Annotated in this window: 20 protein-coding genes; 19 read left to right on the top strand and 1 reads right to left on the bottom strand. The window is 50.7% G+C overall.

Features of this window, described 5'->3' with window-relative positions:
- The first annotated feature begins 96 nt into the window (after positions 1 to 96).
- The 19 genes from NGM66_RS07165 (at position 97) to lepA (ending at position 21063) form a co-directional block, all read left to right on the top strand.
- Positions 97 to 372 carry a hypothetical protein gene (locus NGM66_RS07165; RefSeq protein ID WP_208909470.1) on the top strand — a complete coding sequence of 92 codons (276 nt, stop codon included), beginning with the start codon at positions 97 to 99 and terminating at the stop codon, positions 370 to 372.
- Between the two features lie 127 nt (positions 373 to 499).
- Positions 500 to 973: a ribosome maturation factor RimP gene (gene rimP, locus NGM66_RS07160; RefSeq protein ID WP_208909471.1), complete on the top strand. Its 474-nt coding sequence runs from the start codon at positions 500 to 502 to the stop codon at positions 971 to 973.
- A gap of 23 nt (positions 974 to 996) precedes the next feature.
- Entirely contained in the window at positions 997 to 2247 is a 1251-nt protein-coding gene (nusA, locus tag NGM66_RS07155) for a transcription termination factor NusA (RefSeq protein WP_208909472.1), read from the top strand.
- Between the two features lie 26 nt (positions 2248 to 2273).
- Complete coding sequence (rnpM, locus tag NGM66_RS07150) at positions 2274 to 2570, top strand: RNase P modulator RnpM (protein WP_135368073.1); 297 nt, start codon at positions 2274 to 2276, stop codon at positions 2568 to 2570.
- On the top strand, positions 2563 to 2865 hold the full coding sequence (locus NGM66_RS07145) for a L7Ae/L30e/S12e/Gadd45 family ribosomal protein (RefSeq protein WP_208909473.1): 303 nt from the start codon (positions 2563 to 2565) through the stop codon (positions 2863 to 2865). Before rnpM ends, NGM66_RS07145 begins: the two co-directional genes overlap by 8 nt.
- Before the next feature lie 47 nt (positions 2866 to 2912).
- Positions 2913 to 5333 (top strand): translation initiation factor IF-2, encoded by a 2421-nt coding sequence (gene infB, locus NGM66_RS07140; RefSeq protein ID WP_208909474.1) that lies wholly within the window; start codon positions 2913 to 2915, stop codon positions 5331 to 5333.
- A 19-nt stretch (positions 5334 to 5352) separates the two neighbouring features.
- Entirely contained in the window at positions 5353 to 5703 is a 351-nt protein-coding gene (gene rbfA, locus NGM66_RS07135) for a 30S ribosome-binding factor RbfA (protein WP_125575896.1), read from the top strand.
- Positions 5704 to 6396: 693 nt separating this feature from the next.
- The gene (gene truB / locus NGM66_RS07130) at positions 6397 to 7308 is read left to right on the top strand and encodes a tRNA pseudouridine(55) synthase TruB (protein WP_208909475.1); all 912 of its coding nucleotides are present in this window, start codon (positions 6397 to 6399) and stop codon (positions 7306 to 7308) included.
- Between the two features lie 22 nt (positions 7309 to 7330).
- On the top strand, positions 7331 to 8287 hold the full coding sequence (ribF, locus tag NGM66_RS07125) for a riboflavin biosynthesis protein RibF (protein ID WP_208909476.1): 957 nt from the start codon (positions 7331 to 7333) through the stop codon (positions 8285 to 8287).
- 1188 nt (positions 8288 to 9475) lie between these two features.
- Entirely contained in the window at positions 9476 to 10513 is a 1038-nt protein-coding gene (gene hrcA / locus NGM66_RS07120) for a heat-inducible transcriptional repressor HrcA (RefSeq protein WP_125575893.1), read from the top strand.
- A 20-nt stretch (positions 10514 to 10533) separates the two neighbouring features.
- Positions 10534 to 11124 (top strand): nucleotide exchange factor GrpE, encoded by a 591-nt coding sequence (grpE, locus tag NGM66_RS07115; protein WP_208909477.1) that lies wholly within the window; start codon positions 10534 to 10536, stop codon positions 11122 to 11124.
- Between the two features lie 38 nt (positions 11125 to 11162).
- Positions 11163 to 13037 (top strand): molecular chaperone DnaK, encoded by a 1875-nt coding sequence (gene dnaK / locus NGM66_RS07110; RefSeq protein ID WP_208909478.1) that lies wholly within the window; start codon positions 11163 to 11165, stop codon positions 13035 to 13037.
- Positions 13038 to 13162: 125 nt separating this feature from the next.
- Positions 13163 to 14311, top strand: coding sequence for a molecular chaperone DnaJ (dnaJ, locus tag NGM66_RS07105; protein ID WP_208909479.1), 1149 nt, complete (start codon positions 13163 to 13165; stop codon positions 14309 to 14311).
- A gap of 302 nt (positions 14312 to 14613) precedes the next feature.
- Positions 14614 to 14763, top strand: a complete 150-nt coding sequence (locus tag NGM66_RS07100) for a teichoic acid D-Ala incorporation-associated protein DltX (RefSeq protein WP_208909480.1) — start codon at positions 14614 to 14616, stop codon at positions 14761 to 14763.
- Between the two features lie 55 nt (positions 14764 to 14818).
- The gene (gene dltA / locus NGM66_RS07095) at positions 14819 to 16345 is read left to right on the top strand and encodes a D-alanine--poly(phosphoribitol) ligase subunit DltA (protein WP_208909481.1); all 1527 of its coding nucleotides are present in this window, start codon (positions 14819 to 14821) and stop codon (positions 16343 to 16345) included.
- A complete protein-coding gene (dltB, locus tag NGM66_RS07090) occupies positions 16345 to 17553 on the top strand; it encodes a D-alanyl-lipoteichoic acid biosynthesis protein DltB (RefSeq protein ID WP_208909482.1) in 1209 nt (402 codons plus the stop codon). Before dltA ends, dltB begins: the two co-directional genes overlap by 1 nt.
- Before the next feature lie 41 nt (positions 17554 to 17594).
- Positions 17595 to 17828: a D-alanine--poly(phosphoribitol) ligase subunit DltC gene (gene dltC / locus NGM66_RS07085; RefSeq protein ID WP_208909483.1), complete on the top strand. Its 234-nt coding sequence runs from the start codon at positions 17595 to 17597 to the stop codon at positions 17826 to 17828.
- Between the two features lie 3 nt (positions 17829 to 17831).
- Positions 17832 to 19121 carry a D-alanyl-lipoteichoic acid biosynthesis protein DltD gene (gene dltD / locus NGM66_RS07080; protein ID WP_208909484.1) on the top strand — a complete coding sequence of 430 codons (1290 nt, stop codon included), beginning with the start codon at positions 17832 to 17834 and terminating at the stop codon, positions 19119 to 19121.
- A gap of 109 nt (positions 19122 to 19230) precedes the next feature.
- A complete protein-coding gene (gene lepA, locus NGM66_RS07075; RefSeq protein ID WP_258115511.1) occupies positions 19231 to 21063 on the top strand; it encodes a translation elongation factor 4 in 1833 nt (610 codons plus the stop codon).
- A gap of 113 nt (positions 21064 to 21176) precedes the next feature.
- Here the strand turns inward: lepA and NGM66_RS07070 are convergent, their stop codons facing one another.
- Complete coding sequence (locus tag NGM66_RS07070) at positions 21177 to 22436, bottom strand: tyrosine-type recombinase/integrase (RefSeq protein ID WP_258115510.1); 1260 nt, start codon at positions 22434 to 22436, stop codon at positions 21177 to 21179.
- Between the last annotated feature and the right edge of the window lie 50 nt (positions 22437 to 22486).

Genomic DNA, 22486 nt, shown 5'->3' with positions numbered 1-22486 from the left:
CGTTTTGGTAGCGCTTACAAAACAGCTGGATTATGTTATACTTAACACAAGGAAACGTAAACCATTAATAAACTTTAGCGAAAGCGGGTGTTCACCATGTTACGGCGATTCGTACGATTACCAGATGGGTGGATTTTTCTGGCAGGTTATTGTTTGATTGGCTTAGGTTACATTTTGTTCGGTACATTGGCGAGCGTCGGGGAAGCCACGTTCTTGGCCATGGTCCTGGCGTACTTCGTGGTGGCATTCGTATTGACCCTGATCAAGGCCATCAGTTTGCGATCAATGGCCACGACGCGTCTGAATTTCTTAGTTTTTGAGTTTATTACTATCGTGGGATTTATTTTATTACTGTTAACTTGTGAAGCCTAGGCGGCAGAACAGTTGCAATCTCGGGGTTAGTGTAGTATTGTAGTACTTGTAGTTAAACTCGTTTTTTAAATGAGTGAGCAGTCAATGCTCACTCTTTTTAATGGATAAATGTAGGAGGCGGAATTCTTTGAGTACTGTCGTCGAGACCGTGACGGCCTTAGCCCAGCCAATCGTGGCGCATCATCAGTTTGAATTAGTTGACGTTGAATTTGTCAAGGAAGGCAAGAGTTGGTACCTGCGGCTCTACATCGATAAGCCCGGGGGCATCAACATTGAAGAATGTGCGATGGTCAGTGATGAAGTGTCTGAGAAATTGGACAGCATCGACCCTGATCCCATTCCTCAAGCCTATTTCTTAGAAGTATCCTCACCGGGTGCTGAACGACCACTGAAGAAACCAGCTGATTTTGAAAAAGCCGTGGGGGATTACATCCACGTGTCGCTTTACCAAAAGATTGGTAACAGCAAGGTTTACGAAGGAACGTTAGACTCGCTGACTGAGACTAGCATGGAACTGACCGTGAATTTGAAGGGCCGCATCAAGACCTTGACGATTCCCCGTGACGCCATTGCCCAAGCCCGGTTAGCCATCAAGTTCTAACTAAATAAGGAGCGAAACAACACATGAGTAAAGAATTATTGGGTGCCTTAGACGTTCTGGAAACGGAAAAGGGCATCGACAAGCAAATCGTCATCGACGCGCTCGAGGCGGCCTTGGTGTCGGCCTACAAGCGTAATTATGACCAAGCCCAAAACGTGGAAGTCAACTTTGACCAGCGTAAGGGCGATATTCACGTCTTTGCCGTGAAGAAGGTCGTTGACCAGGTCTACGATTCTCGGTTGGAAGTCAGCTTAGACGAAGCGTTGACCATCAACAAAGGTTATGAAATTGGGGATGACATCAAGTTTGAAGTGACTCCCAAGAACTTTGGTCGGATCGCTGCGCAGACCGCTAAGCAAGTGATCTTGCAACGGGTTCGTGAAGCGGAACGCAACATCATTTACAACCAATACAGTCAATACGAAAATGAAATCGTGACTGGGGAAGTTGAACGTCAAGACTCCCGCTTCGTTTACGTGAGCCTAGGTAAGGTCGAAGCCGTCATGGGTCGTCAGGATCAAATGCCTAACGAAACGTACCGGATTCACGATCGCATCAAGGTTTACGTGACCCGGGTCGAAAACGCGACTAAGGGGCCACAGGTCTTCGTTAGCCGGACCCACGCCGATTTATTGAAGCGATTGTTTGAACAAGAAGTCCCAGAAGTTTACGATGGGACTGTGGAAATCATGGCAATTGCCCGTGAAGCTGGCGACCGGGCCAAGGTAGCGGTTCGCTCCAACAACCCGGATATCGATCCTGTGGGGACCACTGTCGGCCCTCGGGGACAACGGGTCCAGACCATCGTCAACGAACTCGGTGGCGAAAACATGGATATCGTTGAGTGGACGGATGACGAAGCAAAGTTCATCGCCAACGCCTTGAACCCCGCCGAAGTACTCGATGTCATCTTTGATCCGAACAACGAACGCGCTTGTGAGGTCATCGTGCCGGACTATCAACTCTCCTTAGCCATTGGGAAGCGGGGGCAAAATGCCCGTTTGGCCGCTAAGTTGACTGGTTACAAGATTGATATCAAATCAGAATCCGAAGCATCTGCTATAATGGAAGCTGATCAGGCCGCTAACGACGCGACTGCCAGTGATGACAGTGCCGTGACTGAAGACGCACCGGTGGCTGATGCCACTAGTGACGCTGCAGCTGACGTAACGCCTGAAGATGTTGCAACGCCAAGCGACGCAGCTGCCGACGACGCAGCCGCGACAACTGACGAAGCCAGTGACACGACTGACGACAGCGACGACGCCAAGTAGCGTTGTGCTAAAGGAGGGTTAGGTCCATGAAACAACGGAAGATCCCCATGCGCAAGGATATTGTGACTGGGGAAATGGCACCAAAAAAGCAATTGGTCCGGGTCGTCCGGAACCAAGCGCAAGAGGTCAGCATTGATCCGACAGGCAAACAGTCCGGTCGGGGCGCATACATTAGCTTGGATGTCGCCATTGCCCAAAAGGCGAAGAAAGAACGGACCTTTGACCACGCCTTTGGTGTCAAAATCGATGACCAATTTTACGACGATTTGATTGCGTACGTTGATCATCAACAAGCGCGGCGGGAATTATTTGACAATGACTAATTCTGAGCGTGCTTTACAATTATTAGGATTGGCCCGGCGAGCAGGTAAATTGGTTACCGGCGAATCCTTTGTCCTAGCCGCTGTGCGGGATCAATCGGCTCGGCTAGTGTTTTTAGCCAGTGATGCCGGTAAGAGTAGTCAAAAACAATTCCGCGACAAAACAACGAGCTATGACGTTCCATTGAATGACTCATTTACCAAGGACCAACTGAGCACGGCCATTGGGTCGGCGCGCACGGTCATAGCAATTACTGATCCGGGATTCGTCCGGAAGTTACAACAATTACTTGAGTAGCCACCTGACGTTCTCGTGATCGGTAGAATATGAAGGAGTGTGAAGATATGGGGAAAAAGCGAATTTATGAACTCGCCAAAGAAATTAATGTCTCCAGTAAACAGATCATCGACAAGGCCGCAGCTAAGGGCTTTCCGGTGAAAAACCACATGTCAACGCTCGGCGAGAACGAAGAACGTCAGTTACGGGCTGCTTTTCAGTCCCACGGGAAGACCCAGTCACAACCTGAAAAGGTGCAAGCGGCGCGGCCAGCCCAATCCGGTAACCAGACGGGGCACGCCACCACGCATAAGCGTGAGGCGAGCCAGTCACAGTCTACTGCCAACCGGGGCGGTCACCAGCAGACCCATGCTGGTAACGACAGCCATCGCGGGCAGTCTTCTGTCAACGGTAACCGGAACCATAACAATGGTAATGGGGGCAGTAATCAGAATCACCGTAACAATAATAAAAATAACAGCCAGACCGGAAATCACAGTGAACAACGTAATTCCGGTACCGGCAGATTTGGTGGAAGCTTGAATAATAATACAAATAATAGTAACGGCCGGCGTGGTAGCAACAACAGCAACAGTCGTGGGGGCCGGAATAACCGGAACAACCGCAATAACCGCCGCCGTAATAACAACAATAATCGTTACAAGAAGAACCAACGGATCAAAGACACGAACCAGCACAAGGGTGCGCCAGAACGGAAGAACAAGGCTTTACCAGAAGTCTTAGTCTATAGCGATGGCATGAACGCCCAAGACCTGGCGAAGATCTTACACCGTTCCTCAGCTGAAATCGTGAAGAAACTCTTCATGTTAGGCGTCATGGTCAACCAAAACCAATCCCTGGATAAGGATACGATTGAAATTTTGGCGGACGACTATGGCATCCAAGCCAAGGAAAAGGTTGAAGTCGACGTTTCCGATATCGACAAGGCCTTCGACGCTGAAATGGCCAATACGGACCATCTCGTACCGCGGGCACCAGTTGTTACGATCATGGGACACGTTGACCATGGGAAGACCACGTTGCTGGACCACTTGCGGCATTCACACATTACCGAGGGTGAAGCCGGGGGAATCACGCAGGCCATTGGGGCTTACCAAGTCCACTACAATGACAAGCTGATCACCTTCTTGGATACGCCAGGACACGCGGCCTTTACCGAAATGCGGGCCCGTGGTGCGGAAATCACCGATATTACCGTGTTGGTGGTTGCTGCGGATGACGGTGTGATGCCACAAACAATCGAAGCTATTCACCATGCCAAAGCGGCTGGTACGCCAATCATCGTGGCTGTCAACAAGATCGATAAGCCGGGTGCTAACCCGAACCACGTCATGGAACAATTGACGGAATATGAATTGATTCCTGAAGACTGGGGTGGCGACACCATCTTCGTTGAAATTTCTGCGAAGTTTGGCAAGAACATCGACGAATTGCTCGATATGATCTTGCTACAAGCCGAAGTGCTGGAATTGAAGGCTAACCCTGAACAAAACGGTGCCGGGAACGTTATCGAAGCCCGTTTGGATCAAGGCAAGGGTTCCGTTGCCACACTGCTGGTTCAGCAAGGGACCTTACACGTTGGAGACCCAATCGTGGTCGGCAACACGTTTGGTCGTGTCCGGACGATGGTCAACGAACGTGGTCGGCGGATCAAGGACGCCGTACCGTCTACGCCAGTTGAAATCACTGGGTTAAACGACGTGCCAGAAGCCGGGGACCGGTTCGTGGTCTTCGACGATGAAAAGACGGCGCGGGCTGCCGGTGAAGAACGGGCCAAGGAAGCCTTGGTCAAGGAACGCCGCAACACGAGTCACGTGACGTTGGACAACCTGTTTGATTCCCTTAAGGAAGGTGAAATGAAGGAAGTTGACGTCATCATCAAGGCTGACGTTCAAGGTTCTGTTGAAGCCTTAGCTGGGAGTCTGAAGAAGATCGATGTTTCCGGTGTCCGGGTCAACATCATTCACTCTGCCGTAGGGGCCATTAACGAAAGTGATGTCACCTTAGCGGAAGCTTCAGATGCCATCATCATTGGCTTTAACGTTCGCCCAACACCACAAGCACGGGCCCAAGCCGACAGTGACAAGGTCGACATCCGCTTGCACAACGTCATCTACAACGCCATCGATGAAATCGAAACGGCGATGAAGGGGATGCTGGAACCAACCTACGAAGAACAAGTCATTGGCCAGATCGAAGTTAAGGATATTTTCCATGCTTCCAAGGTCGGGACAATCGTCGGTGGGATGGTTACCGAAGGCTACGTTACCGCTGACAGCGACGTTCGTTTGATTCGTGACGGCGTGGTCATTTACGAAGGTAAATTAGGTAGCTTGAAGCGTTTCAAGGACGACGTCAAGCAAGTTAAGATGGGTTATGAATTAGGGTTAACTATCGAGAACTATAACGACATCAAGGTAGACGACGTGATCGAAGCCTACGTGATGAAGGAAGTTCCCGTTAAATAAATAATCGGAGGCAACTGTCATGGCACAATATCGAGTTGGCCGGTTGGAACAAGAAATCCAACGGGAAGTTACGGATATTCTCCTCAAACGGGTCCGCGATCCACGGGTCGAGGGCGTGACCGTTACCGGGGTAGAAGTTACCGGTGACTTACAACAGGCAACGATTTACTACAGTATTTTATCCGACAAGGCCTCATCCGCAGAGAAGACGCAACAAGGATTGGACAAGGCCACGGGCCTGATCCGGTCCGAATTGGGTTCTCGCCTGAGCATCTACAAGACGCCAGAATTGACGTTCGAACAAGATTCCTCAGTACGCTACGGTAGCCACATCGATGAACTGTTAAATGAATTACACCACCGCGAGTAATCACGGGGTGCTGAGGTGCTGGTCAGTGTTGGCCAGCACCTTTTTGGGTCCAAATTCACGCGCAACGTTGGCCACACGCCGTTAGTCTGTGGTAAACTATAAGCTATTCTGTGTCATAATTGACTGGCTTGCGTAGTGTTTGGCCGCCTAGCCGTTCGTCAAATATGGGTTGGAACGCTGTGGGCGGACGGGACGAGCCAAGGGGCGGTCTCGCCACCTCGCTTTGAGCCGAAATACACGTCTCAAAGACGCCAGTTTCCTAGCCAGCTAAAAGCGCTGTCAAGGGAACTCCCACGGCTGAGCCCATATTTGACGAACTATCGGCTACTGTGGTGGTTAATAACAATGATGGCCATTAAATAATGTGTTGTCGCCCAGCTCTAGTTGATGACCTGGTAAACTGAACAACCTGTGGTTAACAGACAGCAATCTGCCGAAGGAGGCCAGGGGTGTAGCCAGCTGTGTCGACGGTGTTGGCTGAGGTGTTGGCTGAGGTTTTATCTCAGCCTACAGCGTGGGACGACTTGGGAGACTCGCGGTTTTAGCGAGGCTTTCAAGCGAGGTGGAAGCCTGCTTGCCAGGCTGGAGCCGTTCCCCAGAGCAGGCGGAACCCCTGGCAGCCGTAGGCACTGGTTTAGCCAGTTTCATTGACTTAACCCAAACGATTTCACAAGTAAGAACGGAGGAACCGGGATGGACGGGATTATCCCCTTATACAAAGAACGAGGCCTCACCAGTTTTGACTGTGTGGCCAAATTACGCCACATTCTCCACACCAAGAAGGTCGGCCACAGCGGGACACTTGATCCCAGCGTCGATGGTGTGTTACCCATTTGTATCGGCTCGGCGACCAAGGTCGTGCCATACCTCATGGCTTCCGGCAAAGTTTACCGGGGAACGGTGACCTTTGGCTTGGCTACGACGACCGAGGATCTGGACGGCGACGTCGTAGAACGACAGGCACTGACCCGTCCCTTTACACTGGCTGAATTGACGGCGGGGACGGCCCAACTGACCGGGACCATCCAGCAAACGCCGCCCATGTATTCGGCGGTCAAGGTTCATGGTCGCAAGTTGTACGAGTACGCGCGGGCGGGCGAAACCGTTGAACGGCCAACGCGTACGGTGACCGTTGATCATTTCACCTTGACCGATGCGGGGACGTTTGACGCCGAACAGGGCACGCAGACCGTGGCCTTTGAAGTGGGCTGTTCCAAAGGGACCTACGTGCGGACGTTAGCCGTTGACCTGGGTCTCTTGTTGGGCGTACCGGCCGTGATGGCATCGCTCACCCGGCAACAGAGTGGCGGTTTCACGCTGGACCAAACGGTGACGTTAGACCAGGTGGCCGAAGCCATGGCAAACGAAAATCTGTCGGCCATTTTACGGCCCATCGACTATGCGTTGACGGCTTATCCCCATGTGGCATTGAGCGACCGCGTCTGGGGACTGGTCAAAAATGGCGTCTTTCTCACAGCCGATGAGCTGGATGGTGCCACGGCACCGGAAGTCGCCTTGACGTATCAGGGCGCGACCAAGTGCCTGTACCAATGGTCCGAAGAAAAACAACAATACAAGCCGCTGAAAATGTTTGCGGTGAACTAAGTTTTGAGAAGAGGAATTTCCAATGGAAGTTATTCACATACACCACCCGTTAGATGCACGGCAAATTCCCGATGAGCCAGTGGTCTTGGCCATGGGCTTTTTCGATGGCGTTCATCGCGGGCATCAAGCGGTCATCAACCGGGCCAAAGCGCTTGCCCAAGCCAAAGGTGTTAAGCTGGCCGTCTTGACCTATGATCACCACCCTGCGCTGGTTTACCGGCCGCTACAGGCGGATGACCAGAAGTATTTGAGTCCGATCAACCGCAAGCTCCAGCAGCTGGACCGATTGGGGGTCGACCGGGTCTTTTTGGTCAATTACACCGGCGAATTTGCGGCCCAGACACCGCAAGAATTTGTCGACCACTATTTGGTGGCTTTTCACACGGTGGCGGCAGTGGCTGGCTTTGACCACACTTACGGCAAGAAGGACGTGGCCAATATGGCGCGGTTGCCTGAATATGCGCAGGGACGGTTTGAGGTGGTCACGGTCCCCGAAGAGGCCAGTGGCAACGAAAAGGTTAGTTCTACGCGGATTCGGGCGGCGATGCGTGCGGGTGATGTCGACTTGGTGAACCAATTACTGGGTTACACGTACCGCTCGACGGGATTGGTAGTCCACGGCGAGGCCCGGGGCCGAACGATCGGCTACCCCACGGCTAACGTCATGGCGCCACAGGATGAGTGGATCCCTGGGATTGGCATTTACACGGCCCGGTTGAAGGTTGGGGCCATCTGGTACCCTGGGATGGTCTCTGTGGGCCGTAACGTGACCTTTGGGGATAACCGTCCAGTCACGGTCGAAATGAACCTCCTGGACTTCCAGGGCAACCTGTACGGCGAACCAGTAGAGGTCGAATGGCACCACCGGTTGCGCGGCGAGGTGAAATTCGCGGACGCGGACGGTCTGGTTGCGCAATTAAAGCAAGACGAAGCAGACACGCGGGCCTATTTCCATCAAGTTGCGACGCGTGAATCTTAAATAACTAAAGGTTGCAAGTTTAAAAGTAGCTAAATTTATGGTGACACCAGGGTTTACAGGGATAAAATTAGCCTTTGAACGCACCTTGCTCTGTGCTGGCCGCCTTACCGTTCGCCAAATTTGGACCGTGACGCTGTGGGAAGGACCGGTCGAAGCCAAAAGGCGGTCTTCAACCTCGCTTCGAGCCGAAGACCGCGTCTCGAAGACGCCAGTTTCCAAGAAGTTCACTTGTAAACTCCCACGGCTGAGTCCAAATTTAGCTCACTCACGGTTACGTGACAAGTTGTCCGCTAATGTGGATGTTCAGCGATTTCTCTGCTAATTTTGTGGTTAATCACCGACGTAACCGGAGGAGGTCAGAGGTGCAGGTTGCTGTGACAACGGTGTTAGCTGAGCGTTTTTTCTCAGCTTACAGCGTGGGACGTGTTTGGAGATTGACGGGGTTCGTCAAGCTTCAAACCGAGTCGGCGGACCGCTCCTTAGGCCGCCGGCGTTCCCCATAGCTACCGGAATCTCTGACAGCCGCAGGTGGCGGGCGTGGACTAATTTCATGTTCACAGTCCTTGTCAGCTGAGTATTATCAGGTATTTTTGCACTTGCAATCTTCAGTTAAATAATTTAAAGGGCTTAGCGAACGCGTTGCGGGAGTTAAGTCCTTTTTGGTTGGCCGTTGAAAGTTATCCCAAGATTTTTAGGCCTAGATTTTGGTGGTTGAACGCCATCCCGACAAGAAGTTTAGTAAGAGTAGTGGTATAGGTTAACTTAGATGATAGATTTAGAGACACTAGTTAATTAGGCAAGTGTGGGCGATAGGCACTACCGTAGCCGGGAGTTCGCCAAATATGGGCTCAGCCGTGGGAGTTCCCTTGGCAGCGCTTTTGGCTGGTTAGGGAACTGGCGTCTTTGAGACGTGCATTTCGGCTCAAAGCGAGGTGCCGAGACCGCCCTTTGGCTCGTCCCGTCCGCCCACAGCGTTCCAGCCCATATTTGGCGAACGGTAAGGCGGGCCAGTCACCACAATCCATCCTGAAACCGCTGTATTCTGAGGGAATTCTAAAAAATTAGCACTTAAACCCAACGATTGCTAAAAATTCTACCAGATTTCTTGACTTCAAAACCCGGTTTTGCTACATTATATATGTGACTTAGCACTTGTGTTGTTTGAGTGCTAAAAAAGGGGTGATTGTGATGCTTTCAGAAAGACAAATGATGATTCTGCGAGCCGTTGTCCGCGACTTTACCAACACTGGTGTGCCGGTGGGGTCTAAGGCATTAGCCAAGCAGTTACCCATCCACGTAAGCTCAGCGACAATTCGTAATGAAATGGCGGCGTTGGAGGAACAGGGCCTGATTAAAAAGACTCACTCGTCTTCCGGCCGGATTCCTTCGGTTGAAGGGTACCGGTATTACGTTGACCATTTGGTAAAACCCGATCCGTTGCGGCCCAACGATATCGACGTGATTCAGTCCTCGTTAGGTGGCGATTTCCACAAGATTGACGAAATTATTTCGCAATCGGCCACGATCTTATCCAACCTGACGAGCTATACCGCGTTTACGTTGAAGCCGGAATTAAAGGACAGTCGGCTTAGTGGTTTCCGGTTGGTTCCCCTCGGTAAGCGGCAAGTGATGGCGATCCTGGTCACCGACAGTGGTGACGTGGAAAACCAGACATTTGACGTGAGTGAGTCCGTGACCGGCGACCAGTTAGAGGCCGTTGTTCGGCTGATCAATGATCAGTTGGTCGGGTTGACGCTTCCAGAAGTGGTTCAAAAGCTGCAGGCGGATATTCCAATGAAAATTGCCAATTACCTGCAGAGTCCAGAAGGCTTTCTGGATATTTTCGGCGACGTGTTGACGCGGGCCGCGCAAGAGCGGTTCTACGTTGGCGGTCGACTGAATCTGTTGAACTTCTCGCAGGATAGCGATGTTGATTCACTGAAGTCGTTGTATTCATTGATCGATAAGACCGATGATATCGCCAACGTCTTGGGGCAACCGCGGGATAACATTTCCGTGCAAATTGGCAATGAAATGACCAACGATGCCTTGAGAAACTTCAGCCTGATCACCGCCACCTACGACGTGAACCAACATGGTAAGGGTATGATCGCTATTTTAGGACCGACCCGCATGCCGTATTCACGGATGTTAGGGATTGTCGGTGCGTTTCGTGAAGAGCTCGCGAAGAAACTGTTAGATTACTATCGGTTCTACGACGAGTAAAGAAAGGGAGGTTTTTTATCGTGGCTGACAAGCAACAACCATCCACTGATGATGAAACTGCGGCAAAGGCCGCCACTACTAAGCAAGACCCAGACAAGACTGAGCAAGCCGCACCAGCGGACAAGAAGCCCACTGATAAGTCGACGCCAACGGTCACCGCGGAGGCTTTAGCCGCTGTGCAAAAGAAGGCGGATGGCTTCGAGGACAAGTACCTGCGCGCCGAAGCGGAAGTGCAAAACATGCAGACCCGTTACCAAAAGGAACAGGCCGCGCTCATCAAGTACGATGGTCAGCAACTCGCTAAGGACGTGCTCCCCGTGATCGATAACTTGGAGCGGGCCTTAGCAGTCGAAGCGACTGATGAGACGAGCAAGCAGATCAAAAAGGGTGTGCAGATGACCTACGATCACATGGAAGACGCCTTGAAGCGTAATCACGTGACGGAGATCGCCGCACTGGGCCAGAAGTTTGACCCGACCTTGCACCAAGCGGTTCAGTCGGTCCCAGTCTCTGATGGGCAAACGGCTGAAACGGTGGTCAATGTGCTCCAAAAGGGCTACCAACTAAAGGACCGGGTACTCCGGCCCGCTATGGTTGTCGTTGCTCAATAAATTTATAAATAAAAAATTAAAAAAAGAGGGAATTTTTGATGGCAAGTAACAAGATTATCGGAATTGACTTAGGGACGACTAACTCTGCCGTTGCCGTTCTTGAAGGCAGTACGCCAAAGATCATTGCGAACAAGGAAGGCGCCCGGACGACGCCATCCGTTGTCGCTTTTAAAGATGGTGAAACCCAAGTCGGTGAAGTTGCTAAGCGTCAAGCAATCACTAACCCGAACACGATTTCATCTATCAAGAGTCACATGGGTGAAGCAGGCTTCAAGGAAACCATTGAAGGCAAGGACTACACGCCAGAACAAGTTTCCGCAATGATTTTACAACACTTGAAGTCCTTCGCTGAAGACTACATTGGTGACACGGTTGATAAGGCCGTTATCACGGTGCCAGCTTACTTCAACGATGCCCAACGGCAAGCAACTAAGGATGCTGGTAAGATCGCTGGTTTGAACGTTGAACGGATCATCAACGAACCAACGGCCGCAGCCTTAGCTTACGGCTTGGACAAGCAAGACAAAGATGAAAAAGTCATGGTCTATGACCTTGGTGGTGGGACCTTTGATGTGTCCATCCTGGACTTAGGTGACGGTGTCTTCGACGTGCTGTCAACGAACGGGGATACCCATTTAGGTGGGGATGACTTTGACCAAAAGATCATGGACTGGTTGATTGCCGGTTTCAAGGACGAAAACGGTGTTGACTTATCCAAGGATAAAATGGCCGTTCAACGGTTAAAGGACGCTGCTGAAAAAGCGAAGAAGGACCTCTCTGGGGTTACCGAAGCACAAATCAGCTTGCCATTTATTTCCGCTGGCGACAATGGCCCATTGCACTTGGAAAAGAGCTTGACACGGGCCAAGTTCAACGAATTAACGGCTGACTTGGTTGAAAAGACGCGGATCCCAGTTGAAAACGCCTTGAAGGATGCCGACTTACAAGCCGGCGACGTTGACGTTGTCATCTTAAACGGTGGGTCTACGCGGATTCCAGCTATTCAAGAAGCCGTTAAGAAGTGGACGGGTAAGGAACCTAACCACTCCATCAACCCTGATGAAGCCGTTGCTTTAGGTGCCGCTGTCCAAGGTGGGGTCATCACTGGTGACGTCAAGGACGTTGTCTTATTGGATGTCACGCCATTATCCTTGGGTATTGAAACCATGGGTGGGGTCTTCACGAAGTTGATCGACCGCAACACCACGATTCCTACCAGCAAGTCCCAAGTCTTCTCAACCGCTGCGGATAACCAACCAGCCGTTGATATCCACGTCTTACAAGGTGAACGGCCAATGGCTGCTGACAACAAGACGTTGGGTAACTTCCAACTCGCTGACATCCCAGCTGCACCTCGTGGTGTTCCACAAATCCAAGTGACCTTTGATATCGATAAGAACGGTATCGTGAATGTTTCCGCTAAGGATATGGGCACGAACAAGGAACAAAAGATCACCATCAAGAGTTCCGACGGTCTGTCCGATGAAGAAGTCGACAAGATGATGAAGGAAGCTAAGGAAAACGAAGCTGCCGACAAGCAACGTAAGGAAGAAGTCGACACCAAGAACGAAGTCGACCAATTACTCTTCCAGACCGACAAGACGTTGAAAGACGTTAAGGGCAAGGTCTCTGACGACGAAATCAAGAAGGCCGAAGATGCGCGTGACGCCTTGAAGAAGGCCCAAGAAGCCAACAACTTGGACGACATGAAGAGCAAGAAGGATGACTTGAACAAGATCATCCAAGACCTCTCCGTCAAGTTGTATCAACAAGCCCAACAGGCACAACAAGCCCAGGGCGGCGCTGACGGTGCTACTGGTCAACAAGCCAGTGGCGATGCCAAGAGCGACGGCAAAGACGGCGACACTGTTGATGGGGACTTCCACGAAGTTCACGACGACGATAACAAGTAATTGCCCCGTTTCACTTTAAGAGAGTGCAGACAAGAAGTCAGAGTCCCTGGGGCTTTGGCTTTTTGTTTCGAGTATGCTATTCTTACTAGTAGCGAAAAATATCGGGTTTGATTGGGAGGAAAAAGATGGCGGAAACGGACTTATATGGCGTACTAGGCGTCGCAAAAGATGCCAGTCAAGCAGAAATCAAGAAGGCCTATCGGAAATTATCAAAGAAGTATCATCCAGATTTGAACAAGGCACCGGATGCGGCGGAGAAATTCAAGGCCGTGCAGGATGCCTATGATGTCTTAGGTGATGAACAAAAACGGGCCAACTATGACCAATATGGTTCCGCAGACGGTGCCCAAGGCGGCTTCGGTGGTTTTGGCGGCGGTCAACAAGGTGGCTTCGGCGGCTTTGGTGGCGGCGGTGGTTTCGACGACATCTTCAACCAATTCTTTGGCGGCGGTGGCGGCCAACGGAACCCCAACGCACCACGGCCTGGTCGAGATCTACAGTACCAGATGGACTTGAAGTTTGAAGAGGCCATCTTTGGCAAGAAGACCAAGATCAAGTACAACCGTGAGGCCCAATGCCACACCTGTGGCGGTAATGGGGCCAAGCCGGGGACGTCACCGGTCACCTGTCACCAATGTGGCGGGTCTGGCTACGTGACGACCGAGACCAACACACCGTTGGGTCGGATGCGCAGTCAACAGCCTTGTCCGGTCTGCCACGGTACCGGTCAAGAAATCAAGGAAAAGTGCCCAACTTGTGGTGGGTCTGGTCACGAAGAAGAACGGCATGAAGTCGAAGTCACGATTCCAGCTGGGGTCGATGACGGGCAACAAATGCGGTTACAGGGTCAAGGTGAAGCCGGCCGTAATGGCGGTGGTTACGGCGATCTGTTCATTATCTTCCAAGTGGAACCTAGCAAGGACTTCCGCCGCGATGGCACGGAAATTTACTTTGATCAGGATCTGTCGTTCGTTCAGGCAACACTGGGGGACGACGTGACGGTCAAGACGGTCCACGGTGACGTGAAGCTGAAGATTCCAGCCGGCACCCAGGGTGGGACCACCTTCCGCTTAAAAGGCAAAGGTGCGCCACGTTTGCGGGGTAATGGTAATGGTGACGAGCACGTGACGGTCAAGGTCTTGACGCCAAAGAACCTGAACAAGGGCCAGCGCGATGCCTTACGTGACTTCGCAAAAGCCAGTGGTGAAACGGTTACAGGCAGCGGCAAAGGAAACTTATTTAACAAAATGCGCGATAAATTCAATGAAAATTAATCGCATGATAAAAACGTGTATATAGTTGATATATCAAGGTTGCTGAAGGTTTTCAGCAACCTTTTTTTTGACCCAAAATGGCTTTTTTACCTGGAAAAAGAAAAGAAAGGTTTAAGGTTGAGTGAGGTTGTTTGCAATCCGGTTTTGGCAATGATATTCTCAAAACATAAGGAGCGTGGCTGGGACCACGAACTCCGCGCTTAACTCAGTCGATTCGTCGGGGAAGTTGCTGACTTAGTTAAGGGGATGTACGGACGTCGACTTGGGGGCGAATCGGTCGACAAACTTTGGGGGTGAATTTCATGAGAGCAAAGTGGCTGGCGATTTGGCATCAGCCAGTGGTCGCATTTGTTGGCTGGACCTTATTCTACTTTGTAATTTTGATGGCATTAGTTTATTTATACGGTTACAGCGGCTTGAACAGCTCAACGTTTATCTACAATGAATTCTAGTTGCGGGGTCAACTAGCGCGAGTAGCAGGAGAAACAATCTTTGGGGGGACAGAGTATGATTAGAGACATGATTACGGCCATGGATCACTGGGCGCTCCAGGACCCGGAACGGTTAGCTTACGATGATCTGGGCCAGACCAACACTTACGGGGAGCTCAAGCAGCGTTCGGATGCGCTAGCAGCACATTTGGACAAAATGGCTTTACCCGCTCACGCACCAATCATGGTGTACGGCGGCCAAACGTTTGACATGATGGCGACCTTCTTGGGTATCGTCAAGAGCGGTCACGCTTACGTGCCGATCGACACGCATTCACCAGTTGAACGCATTACCACGATTAATGACATTGCCCACCCGGCCGCAGCGATTGCGGTGAGCGCCTTGCCCACAACTTTGGGTGACACGCCGATTATCGACGGCACAACGTTGACCACGATTTTTGATCAGCGCGTCGACTACCAGGTCACTCATGGTGTCAGCGGGGATGAGACGTATTACATCATCTTCACGTCTGGCACGACTGGGAAGCCAAAAGGGGTACAGATCTCACACACCAACTTGTTAAGCTATGTTAACTGGATGTTGAGTGATGATTTCAAATTACCACAGGCACCACGCACGTTGTCTCAAGCACCATACTCGTTTGACCTGTCCGTGATGGACTGGGGACCGACGTTGGCCAGTGGTGGCACGCTGGTGGCCTTACCGAAGCAAGTCACGGATAACTTCAAGGCACTGTTTGAAACGCTGCCAACGATGAATCTGAACGTCTGGGTTTCAACGCCATCCTTCGTGGATATTTGCCTGATGGAACCGACCTTTGACGCGAGCCACTACCCGTACTTGAGCCGGTTCCTCTTCTGTGGTGAAGAATTGACCCACGCCACGGCGAGCACCTTGCACCAGCGGTTCCCCCAGGCCCGTATCTTCAACACTTACGGCCCAACGGAGACCACGGTGGCGGTCACTCAAGTCGAAATTACCGAACGGATACTGGCAGATTACCCACGGCTACCAATTGGCCATGTAAAGGATGATACCCGAATCACCGTCGTCGATGAGCACCTACATCCGCTACCGGCGGGGACTGAAGGCGAATTGCTGATCAGTGGGCCGTCGATGTCAAAGGGGTATCTGAACAACCCAGAAAAGACGGCCAAGGCCTTCATTAAGATGGCCGGCAAGACCGTTTACCGTTCTGGCGACCTGGGTGTCCAACTGGATAACGGGTTGATCATGTACCGGGGCCGGACTGATTTTCAAATCAAGTTACACGGCTACCGCATCGAACTCGAAGAAGTCAATCACTACCTGTCACAAGAAGCACACATTCAGGTAGGCGTCGCAGTACCACGGTATGATCGTAACCATAAGGTGAGTCAGTTAATTGCCTGGATCGTACCGGCAACTCATGAATTTGCCAGTGAATTAGACTTGACCAAGGCGATCAAGGCCAATTTACAGGGTGGTGACATGATGGAATACATGATTCCACAGCGATTCGTCTACAAGGAAAGCCTACCGATGACCCCCAACGGCAAGGTTGATATTAAATCTATCATTGCCGAGGTCAATCAATAATGTTGTCATTTGAACCGTACGGTAACCCAACGTATTTCGCCTTGTTGGGCGTGGCGTTACTGCCACTGATGATTGGTCTTCTGTACGGCAAACGGTCGCGCCTGTACGAAACGTTGATCTCAATCTTCTTTCTGGTCTTAACCTTTGGTGGTCCCAAGTGGACGCAAGGGGTGGCCTTGATCATCTACATTTTGTACGAAGTGGCGTTGACCTGGGGGTATGCCGTTTACCGGAAGCACCAAAATTCCGGGCCAATATTTTACCTGATGGTGATTCTGGCCATTGCGCCACTCGCCATCGTCAAGGTGACACCGGCCGTTGAAAATGGGCAGTCGTCACTGATTGGCTTCCTGGGGATCAGTTACCTGACGTTCCGGGCGGTCCAGACCATGATGGAAACGCGGGATGGCACGCTGAAGGATTATCAAGTCATGACCTTCCTGCAGTTCATGCTGTTCTTCCCAACCATCTCATCCGGGCCAATCGACCGTTATCGACGCTTTGAAGCGGATTATCGTTCGGTGCCGGACCGGGAGAAATACCTGGGGATGGTGCAAAAGGGGATTCGTTACATCTTCGTCGGCTTCTTGTACAAGTTTATCTTGGCATACTACTTCGGCACGATGTTGATGCCTAAGCTACAGCTGATGGCGATGCATTCGCGTGGTGGGTTCCTGGATCTTTCCTGGCCAGTGTTGGGGTACATGTACGCTTACAGTGCCGACTTGTTCTTTGACTTCGCGGGGTATTCGCTGTTCGCGGTGGGAACGTCTTACATCATGGGCATTGCCACGCCAATGAACTTCAATCAGCCTTGGCGCTCACCGAACATCAAGGACTTCTGGAATCGTTGGCACATCACGTTGTCCTTCTGGTTCCGCGACTTTATCTACATGCGTCTGGTCTTTTGGTTCATGAAACACAAGATCTTCAAAAAGCCAACCACCACGGCTAACGTCACTTATATCATCAACATGTTAGTCATGGGGTTCTGGCACGGGGTCACGTGGTATTACATCACGTACGGCTTGTTCCACGGGTGCGCCTTGGTCATCAATGATACTTGGCTGCGCTACAAGAAGAAGCACCGGGCCAGCGTGCCACACAATGGCTTTACGCAAGTGTTTGCCATCTTCTTGACGGCGAACATGGTCTGCTTCAGCTTCCTGATCTTCTCAGGTCTGCTGGATAAATTATGGTTTCACTAATTAAGAATAGGGATTTCAATTTCATTTAGGGGGAAATTATCATGGATATCAAACAAACTGTATTGGACATTTTAAACGATTTAACTGGGAACGACGTTAGCGGAGCATTAGACGACAACCTGTTTGACAGCGGCTTGATGGACTCCATGGGGTCTGTACAACTGTTATTACAACTGCAAAGTCAATTAGGGGTCAACGTCCCCGTTTCCGAATTTGAGCGGTCAGAGTGGGACACGCCCAACAAGATCATCGCGAAAGTCGAAAGCCTGGCCTAGCCAATGGCAAAGCGTTTACTACGGATCTTTGGTCCGTTAATACTCGCGGCAATTCTGGTTTTTGCGGTGTTGGCCATGCCCGTCACCTTTGGTTTTAGTCATGTGAGCGCGGCTCGGGAGCGGCAAGCCGCCGTTTCCCTGTCGCCCAACGTCTTGCGAGGCAAGCACATGAAGGAACAGGCGTTAAAAGATGGCTATGTGCCTTTCTTCGGGTCTTCCGAATGGTCACGAATCGATCCGATGCACCCGTCCGTTCTGGCACAAAAGTACCGGCGTTCATACCGGCCATTTCTGTTGGGCGCGCGGGGGTCGCAATCGTTGACGCAATACTTTGTGATGCAAAATATCCAAGGGGAGTTGCGCAATAAAAAGGCGGTCTTCGTGATTTCGCCGCAATGGTTTGTGAAGGGTGGCACGCGTAAGGATGCGTTTGGCTATTACTACTCACAATTGCAAACGGCAGAGTGGTTGACCCACTTCCGTCACGATGCAATCGATCAGTACGCGGCCCAACGCCTCTTACAGATGCCAGTCGCGAAGTCCGACCACTTCATCTACGCGGCCCTGCAACGGGTAGCGAAGGGTGAAAAACTGACGGACTTCCAGCGCTTCTACCTGCAGACGCGGAAGAACATGTTGACGCAAGAAGACCAGTTCTTCTCCGGCATTGACTTACCATCGCAAAACCTGAACCGAGTGAACCAGCAAGCCAAGCAGTTACCCACTCATTATTCCTACTCGGCACTGGATGCACTGGGCGGTCGGTTAGGAAAGGCCGCTACGAGTGATAACCGATTCCACATTAGCGATAAGTTTTATCACCAAGGGTTACAAAAAGAACTGAAGACTGGCAAATTAAAGAACTTCCAAAAGAACTTGTCTTACACGAAGTCACCTGAATTCGCCGACTTCCAGTTATGTTTGGATCAATTCGCCCGGCTCAATACCAATGTCATGTTCATCATTCCGCCAATCAATGGCAAATGGCAAAAGTACACTGGCTTGTCAGCCACGATGCTCAAGCAATTTGATCAAAAGATTCACTACCAATTACAATCACAAGGGTTCAACAACATCGTTGACCTCAGTAATAAGGGGAACGTGCCGTACTTCATGACTGACACGATTCACTTGGGCTGGCGTGGGTGGTTGGCAGTTGATCAACGGGTCAATCCGTTCTTGAGTAAGACCCAAAAGCAACCACACTACACCATCAGCGATAAGTTCTACACCAAGCAATGGCAGAACTTAGCACCAACTGATTTGCAACAATATGAGGCAGAAACGAAATAGCTTGACGAAGCAGGTATTCTCACACGAGGACGCCTGCTTTTAGTTTGTGCTTAACCAAGATGGTTGGTATAATTGTCAAGAATGGCGTTTAAGAAAGTAGGAAATCAACATGGATCTTGAGAAATTAAAAAACCATCAAAAATATATTCGGAACTTTTCCATCGTGGCCCACATCGACCACGGGAAGTCCACGATTGCGGACCGCATCTTGGAATTGACCGATACTATCTCCAAACGCGACATGCAAGATCAAGTGTTGGATAACATGGACCTTGAGCGTGAACGCGGAATTACCATTAAATTAAACGCGGTTGAATTGACGTATCACGCCAAAGACGGCCACGACTATGAATTTCACCTGATCGATACCCCCGGGCACGTCGACTTCTCCTATGAGGTCTCACGGAGCCTGGCAGCCTGTGAAGGGGCCATCTTGGTCGTCGATGCCGCCCAAGGGGTCGAAGCCCAGACCCTGGCCAACGTGTACTTGGCCTTGGATGATGACCTGGAAATCGTGCCGGTCGTGAACAAGATCGACCTGCCCGCAGCGGACCCGGAAAAGGTCAAAAAGGAAATCGAAGACGTGATTGGTCTGGATGCCTCCGACGCCGTCTTGGCCAGTGCCAAGCAAGGTATCGGTATTCCCGAGCTGTTGGAACAGATTGTCCACAAGGTGCCCGCACCGACTGGTGATTTGGACGCACCGTTGAAGGCGTTAGTCTTTGACTCCGTCTACGATGATTACCGTGGTGTCGTGTTGAGCGTGCGGCTGTTTGCCGGGACTGTTCAACCGGGTGACAAGATTCGCCTGATGAACAGTGGGAGTGAATACGAAGTCACCGAAGTGGGGGTCAACTCACCCAAGCCCATTTCACGTGACTACCTGATTGCCGGTGACGTGGGCTACATCACGGCCAGCATCAAGGACATCACGGACACCCGGGTCGGGGATACCGTCACCAACGCGGAAGACCCCGCCGAAAAGGCCTTGCCAGGTTACCGGGAAATGAGTCCCATGGTGTACGCCGGGCTTTACCCAACGGACAACGCTAAGTTAAATGACTTGCGTGAAGCCCTGGAAAAGCTGAAGCTAAACGATGCCGCGTTGGAATTTGAACCCGAAGCGTCGCAAGCCTTAGGGTTTGGGTTCCGGTGTGGATTCTTGGGGATGCTTCACATGGACGTCATCCAGGAACGACTGGAACGGGAATTCAATTTGGACCTGATCACCACGGCACCATCCGTTACGTACCACGCGTACTTGACGGACGGGGGCATGAAGGAAGTTGAAAACCCAGCAGAAATGCCGGAAACCTCAGCTATCAAGCGGATTGAAGAACCCATCGTCAAGGCGACCATCATGGCCCCTAACGAGTATGTGGGTGCGGTCATGGAGCTTTGCCAACACCGGCGGGGCCAATTCCTGACGATGGAGTACCTGGATGATTACCGGGTCAACATCATTTATAACATGCCGCTGTCAGAAATCATCTTTGATTTCTTCGACAAGCTGAAGTCCAGTACCCGGGGTTACGCATCACTGGATTACGAACGCAGTGGCTACCAAGCCGCTGACCTGGTCAAGATTGATATTCTCCTGAACGGCGACAAGGTCGATGCGCTGAGCTTCATTGCCCACCGGACCTTCGCCCCAGCACGGGGCCGAGAAATTGCATCTCGCCTGAAGAACATCATCCCTCGCCAAAACTTCGAAATCCCAGTTCAAGCCGCTATCGGCGCCAAAATCATTGCCAGAACTACGATCAAGGCCTACCGGAAAGACGTGACCGCCAAGCTTTACGGTGGTGACCGCACTCGGCGAATGAAATTACTGGAGAAGCAAAAAGTCGGTAAGAAACGGATGAAGGCTGTGGGGAAGGTTGATATCCCGCAAGAGGCGTTCATGGCTGTTTTGAAGACTGACGAGGATGAAACCAAGTAGTGACGCGGGTTCTAGGGGACTGCCTTTTCGGCTGCCGCCAATTTGCCTACCATTTGCCGACGGAATTGTCGGCATGTCGACAAAATTAAATAATTTACTAAGATGGTGCACTGTCAGTTTTTCTGATGGAGCACCATTTTTTCGAAGATGTCGACGGTCTCAGAACTCATCTTCTCAGTAACGTGGGAGTACGTGTCCATTGTGGTACTAATTCTCGCATGACCCAGTCTGGCCTGAATTTCCTTAATATTTGCACCGTTTTCCAACAGCATAGTAGCATGCGTATGCCGTAAAGAATGAAAATCAAACGGAAAACCGAGTTTGTCCTGAACTTTTTCTGCATGATATTTTACAGAGTTGGGTGTTACGGGTTCTCCATTTGCCTTAGTGCAGACGAAATTAGATTCGATATAGTACTTTCCATAACGAACGCGTTGTTCCATCTGGTCCTTGCGTTTGTGCTTCAACAGGGATACTAGTGATTCTCCAATTAACAGTTTCCGGTAGCTCGCTGCTGTTTTTAGAGGGCCCAAGACAAACTTCCCCCAATCCTTTTTCTTTGCTCGCGAATGCTCACCAGTAATTGGTAGCGGAATATACGGGGATCCGTTAGTTTCTGCCTTCTCCTTATTTTTACCTTCGCGTTTCTTCCGCTGACTGAACTGTAGCATTGCTTGGTGGACATCAATCGTGTGATTTTCTAAGTCGATTGCGTCCCACTCTAATCCGCAAACTTCTCCACGCCTCATGCCCGTTCCAAATGCAATCTGTAATGGTACGTTAAAAGGATCAGAAAATGGTGTCATATCAAGAATCTGTTGATATTGATCCATAGTAATAATTCTTAAATCGGATCTTGTTTTTTCAGTCTGCATAGCATACTTTGGCATTTCAATATAATTTCCCGGGTTCTCCTTGATTAACTGGTAGGGGAAGACAGCCATCTTAAATCCCTTACGAACCACAGTAAGGATTATTTCTACGCTGTGTTTTGCTAAGGAAGTTTCGCCCAAATCGTTCATCATCTTTTGCAAAGCAGCGGGGCCGATGGTCCTCAACAGATACTTCCCAATTGCTGGATCAATATATTTATTGATCACATTTAAGTAATTTAATTGGGTGTTTTTTTTCAGATTTTTCACTACATAATTTTCATACCAATACTCAAAGTAATCGTGAACACTCATGTTATTAAGGTTTACCTTTACACCGCCATTTTCAAATTGTCGAAGGGCTTCCCGCATAGCTGCAGCTGCTTCAGCCTTAGTAGAACCACCACATCTTTCAATTCTTCGTCTTTTCCCGTTTGCTTTCCCAGCTTCAAATGAGTAGTACCACTTGTCTCCACGTTTTCTTAAAGATCCATCAGCCATAAAAGTTCCTCCTTAAAATGTGTTTCTAGTAGTTGAAATACACGCAAACG

This window comes from Levilactobacillus yiduensis (genome assembly GCF_024718525.1).
Lineage (GTDB): Bacteria > Bacillota > Bacilli > Lactobacillales > Lactobacillaceae > Levilactobacillus > Levilactobacillus yiduensis.
This window is presented reverse-complemented; position numbering and strand designations above follow the sequence as displayed.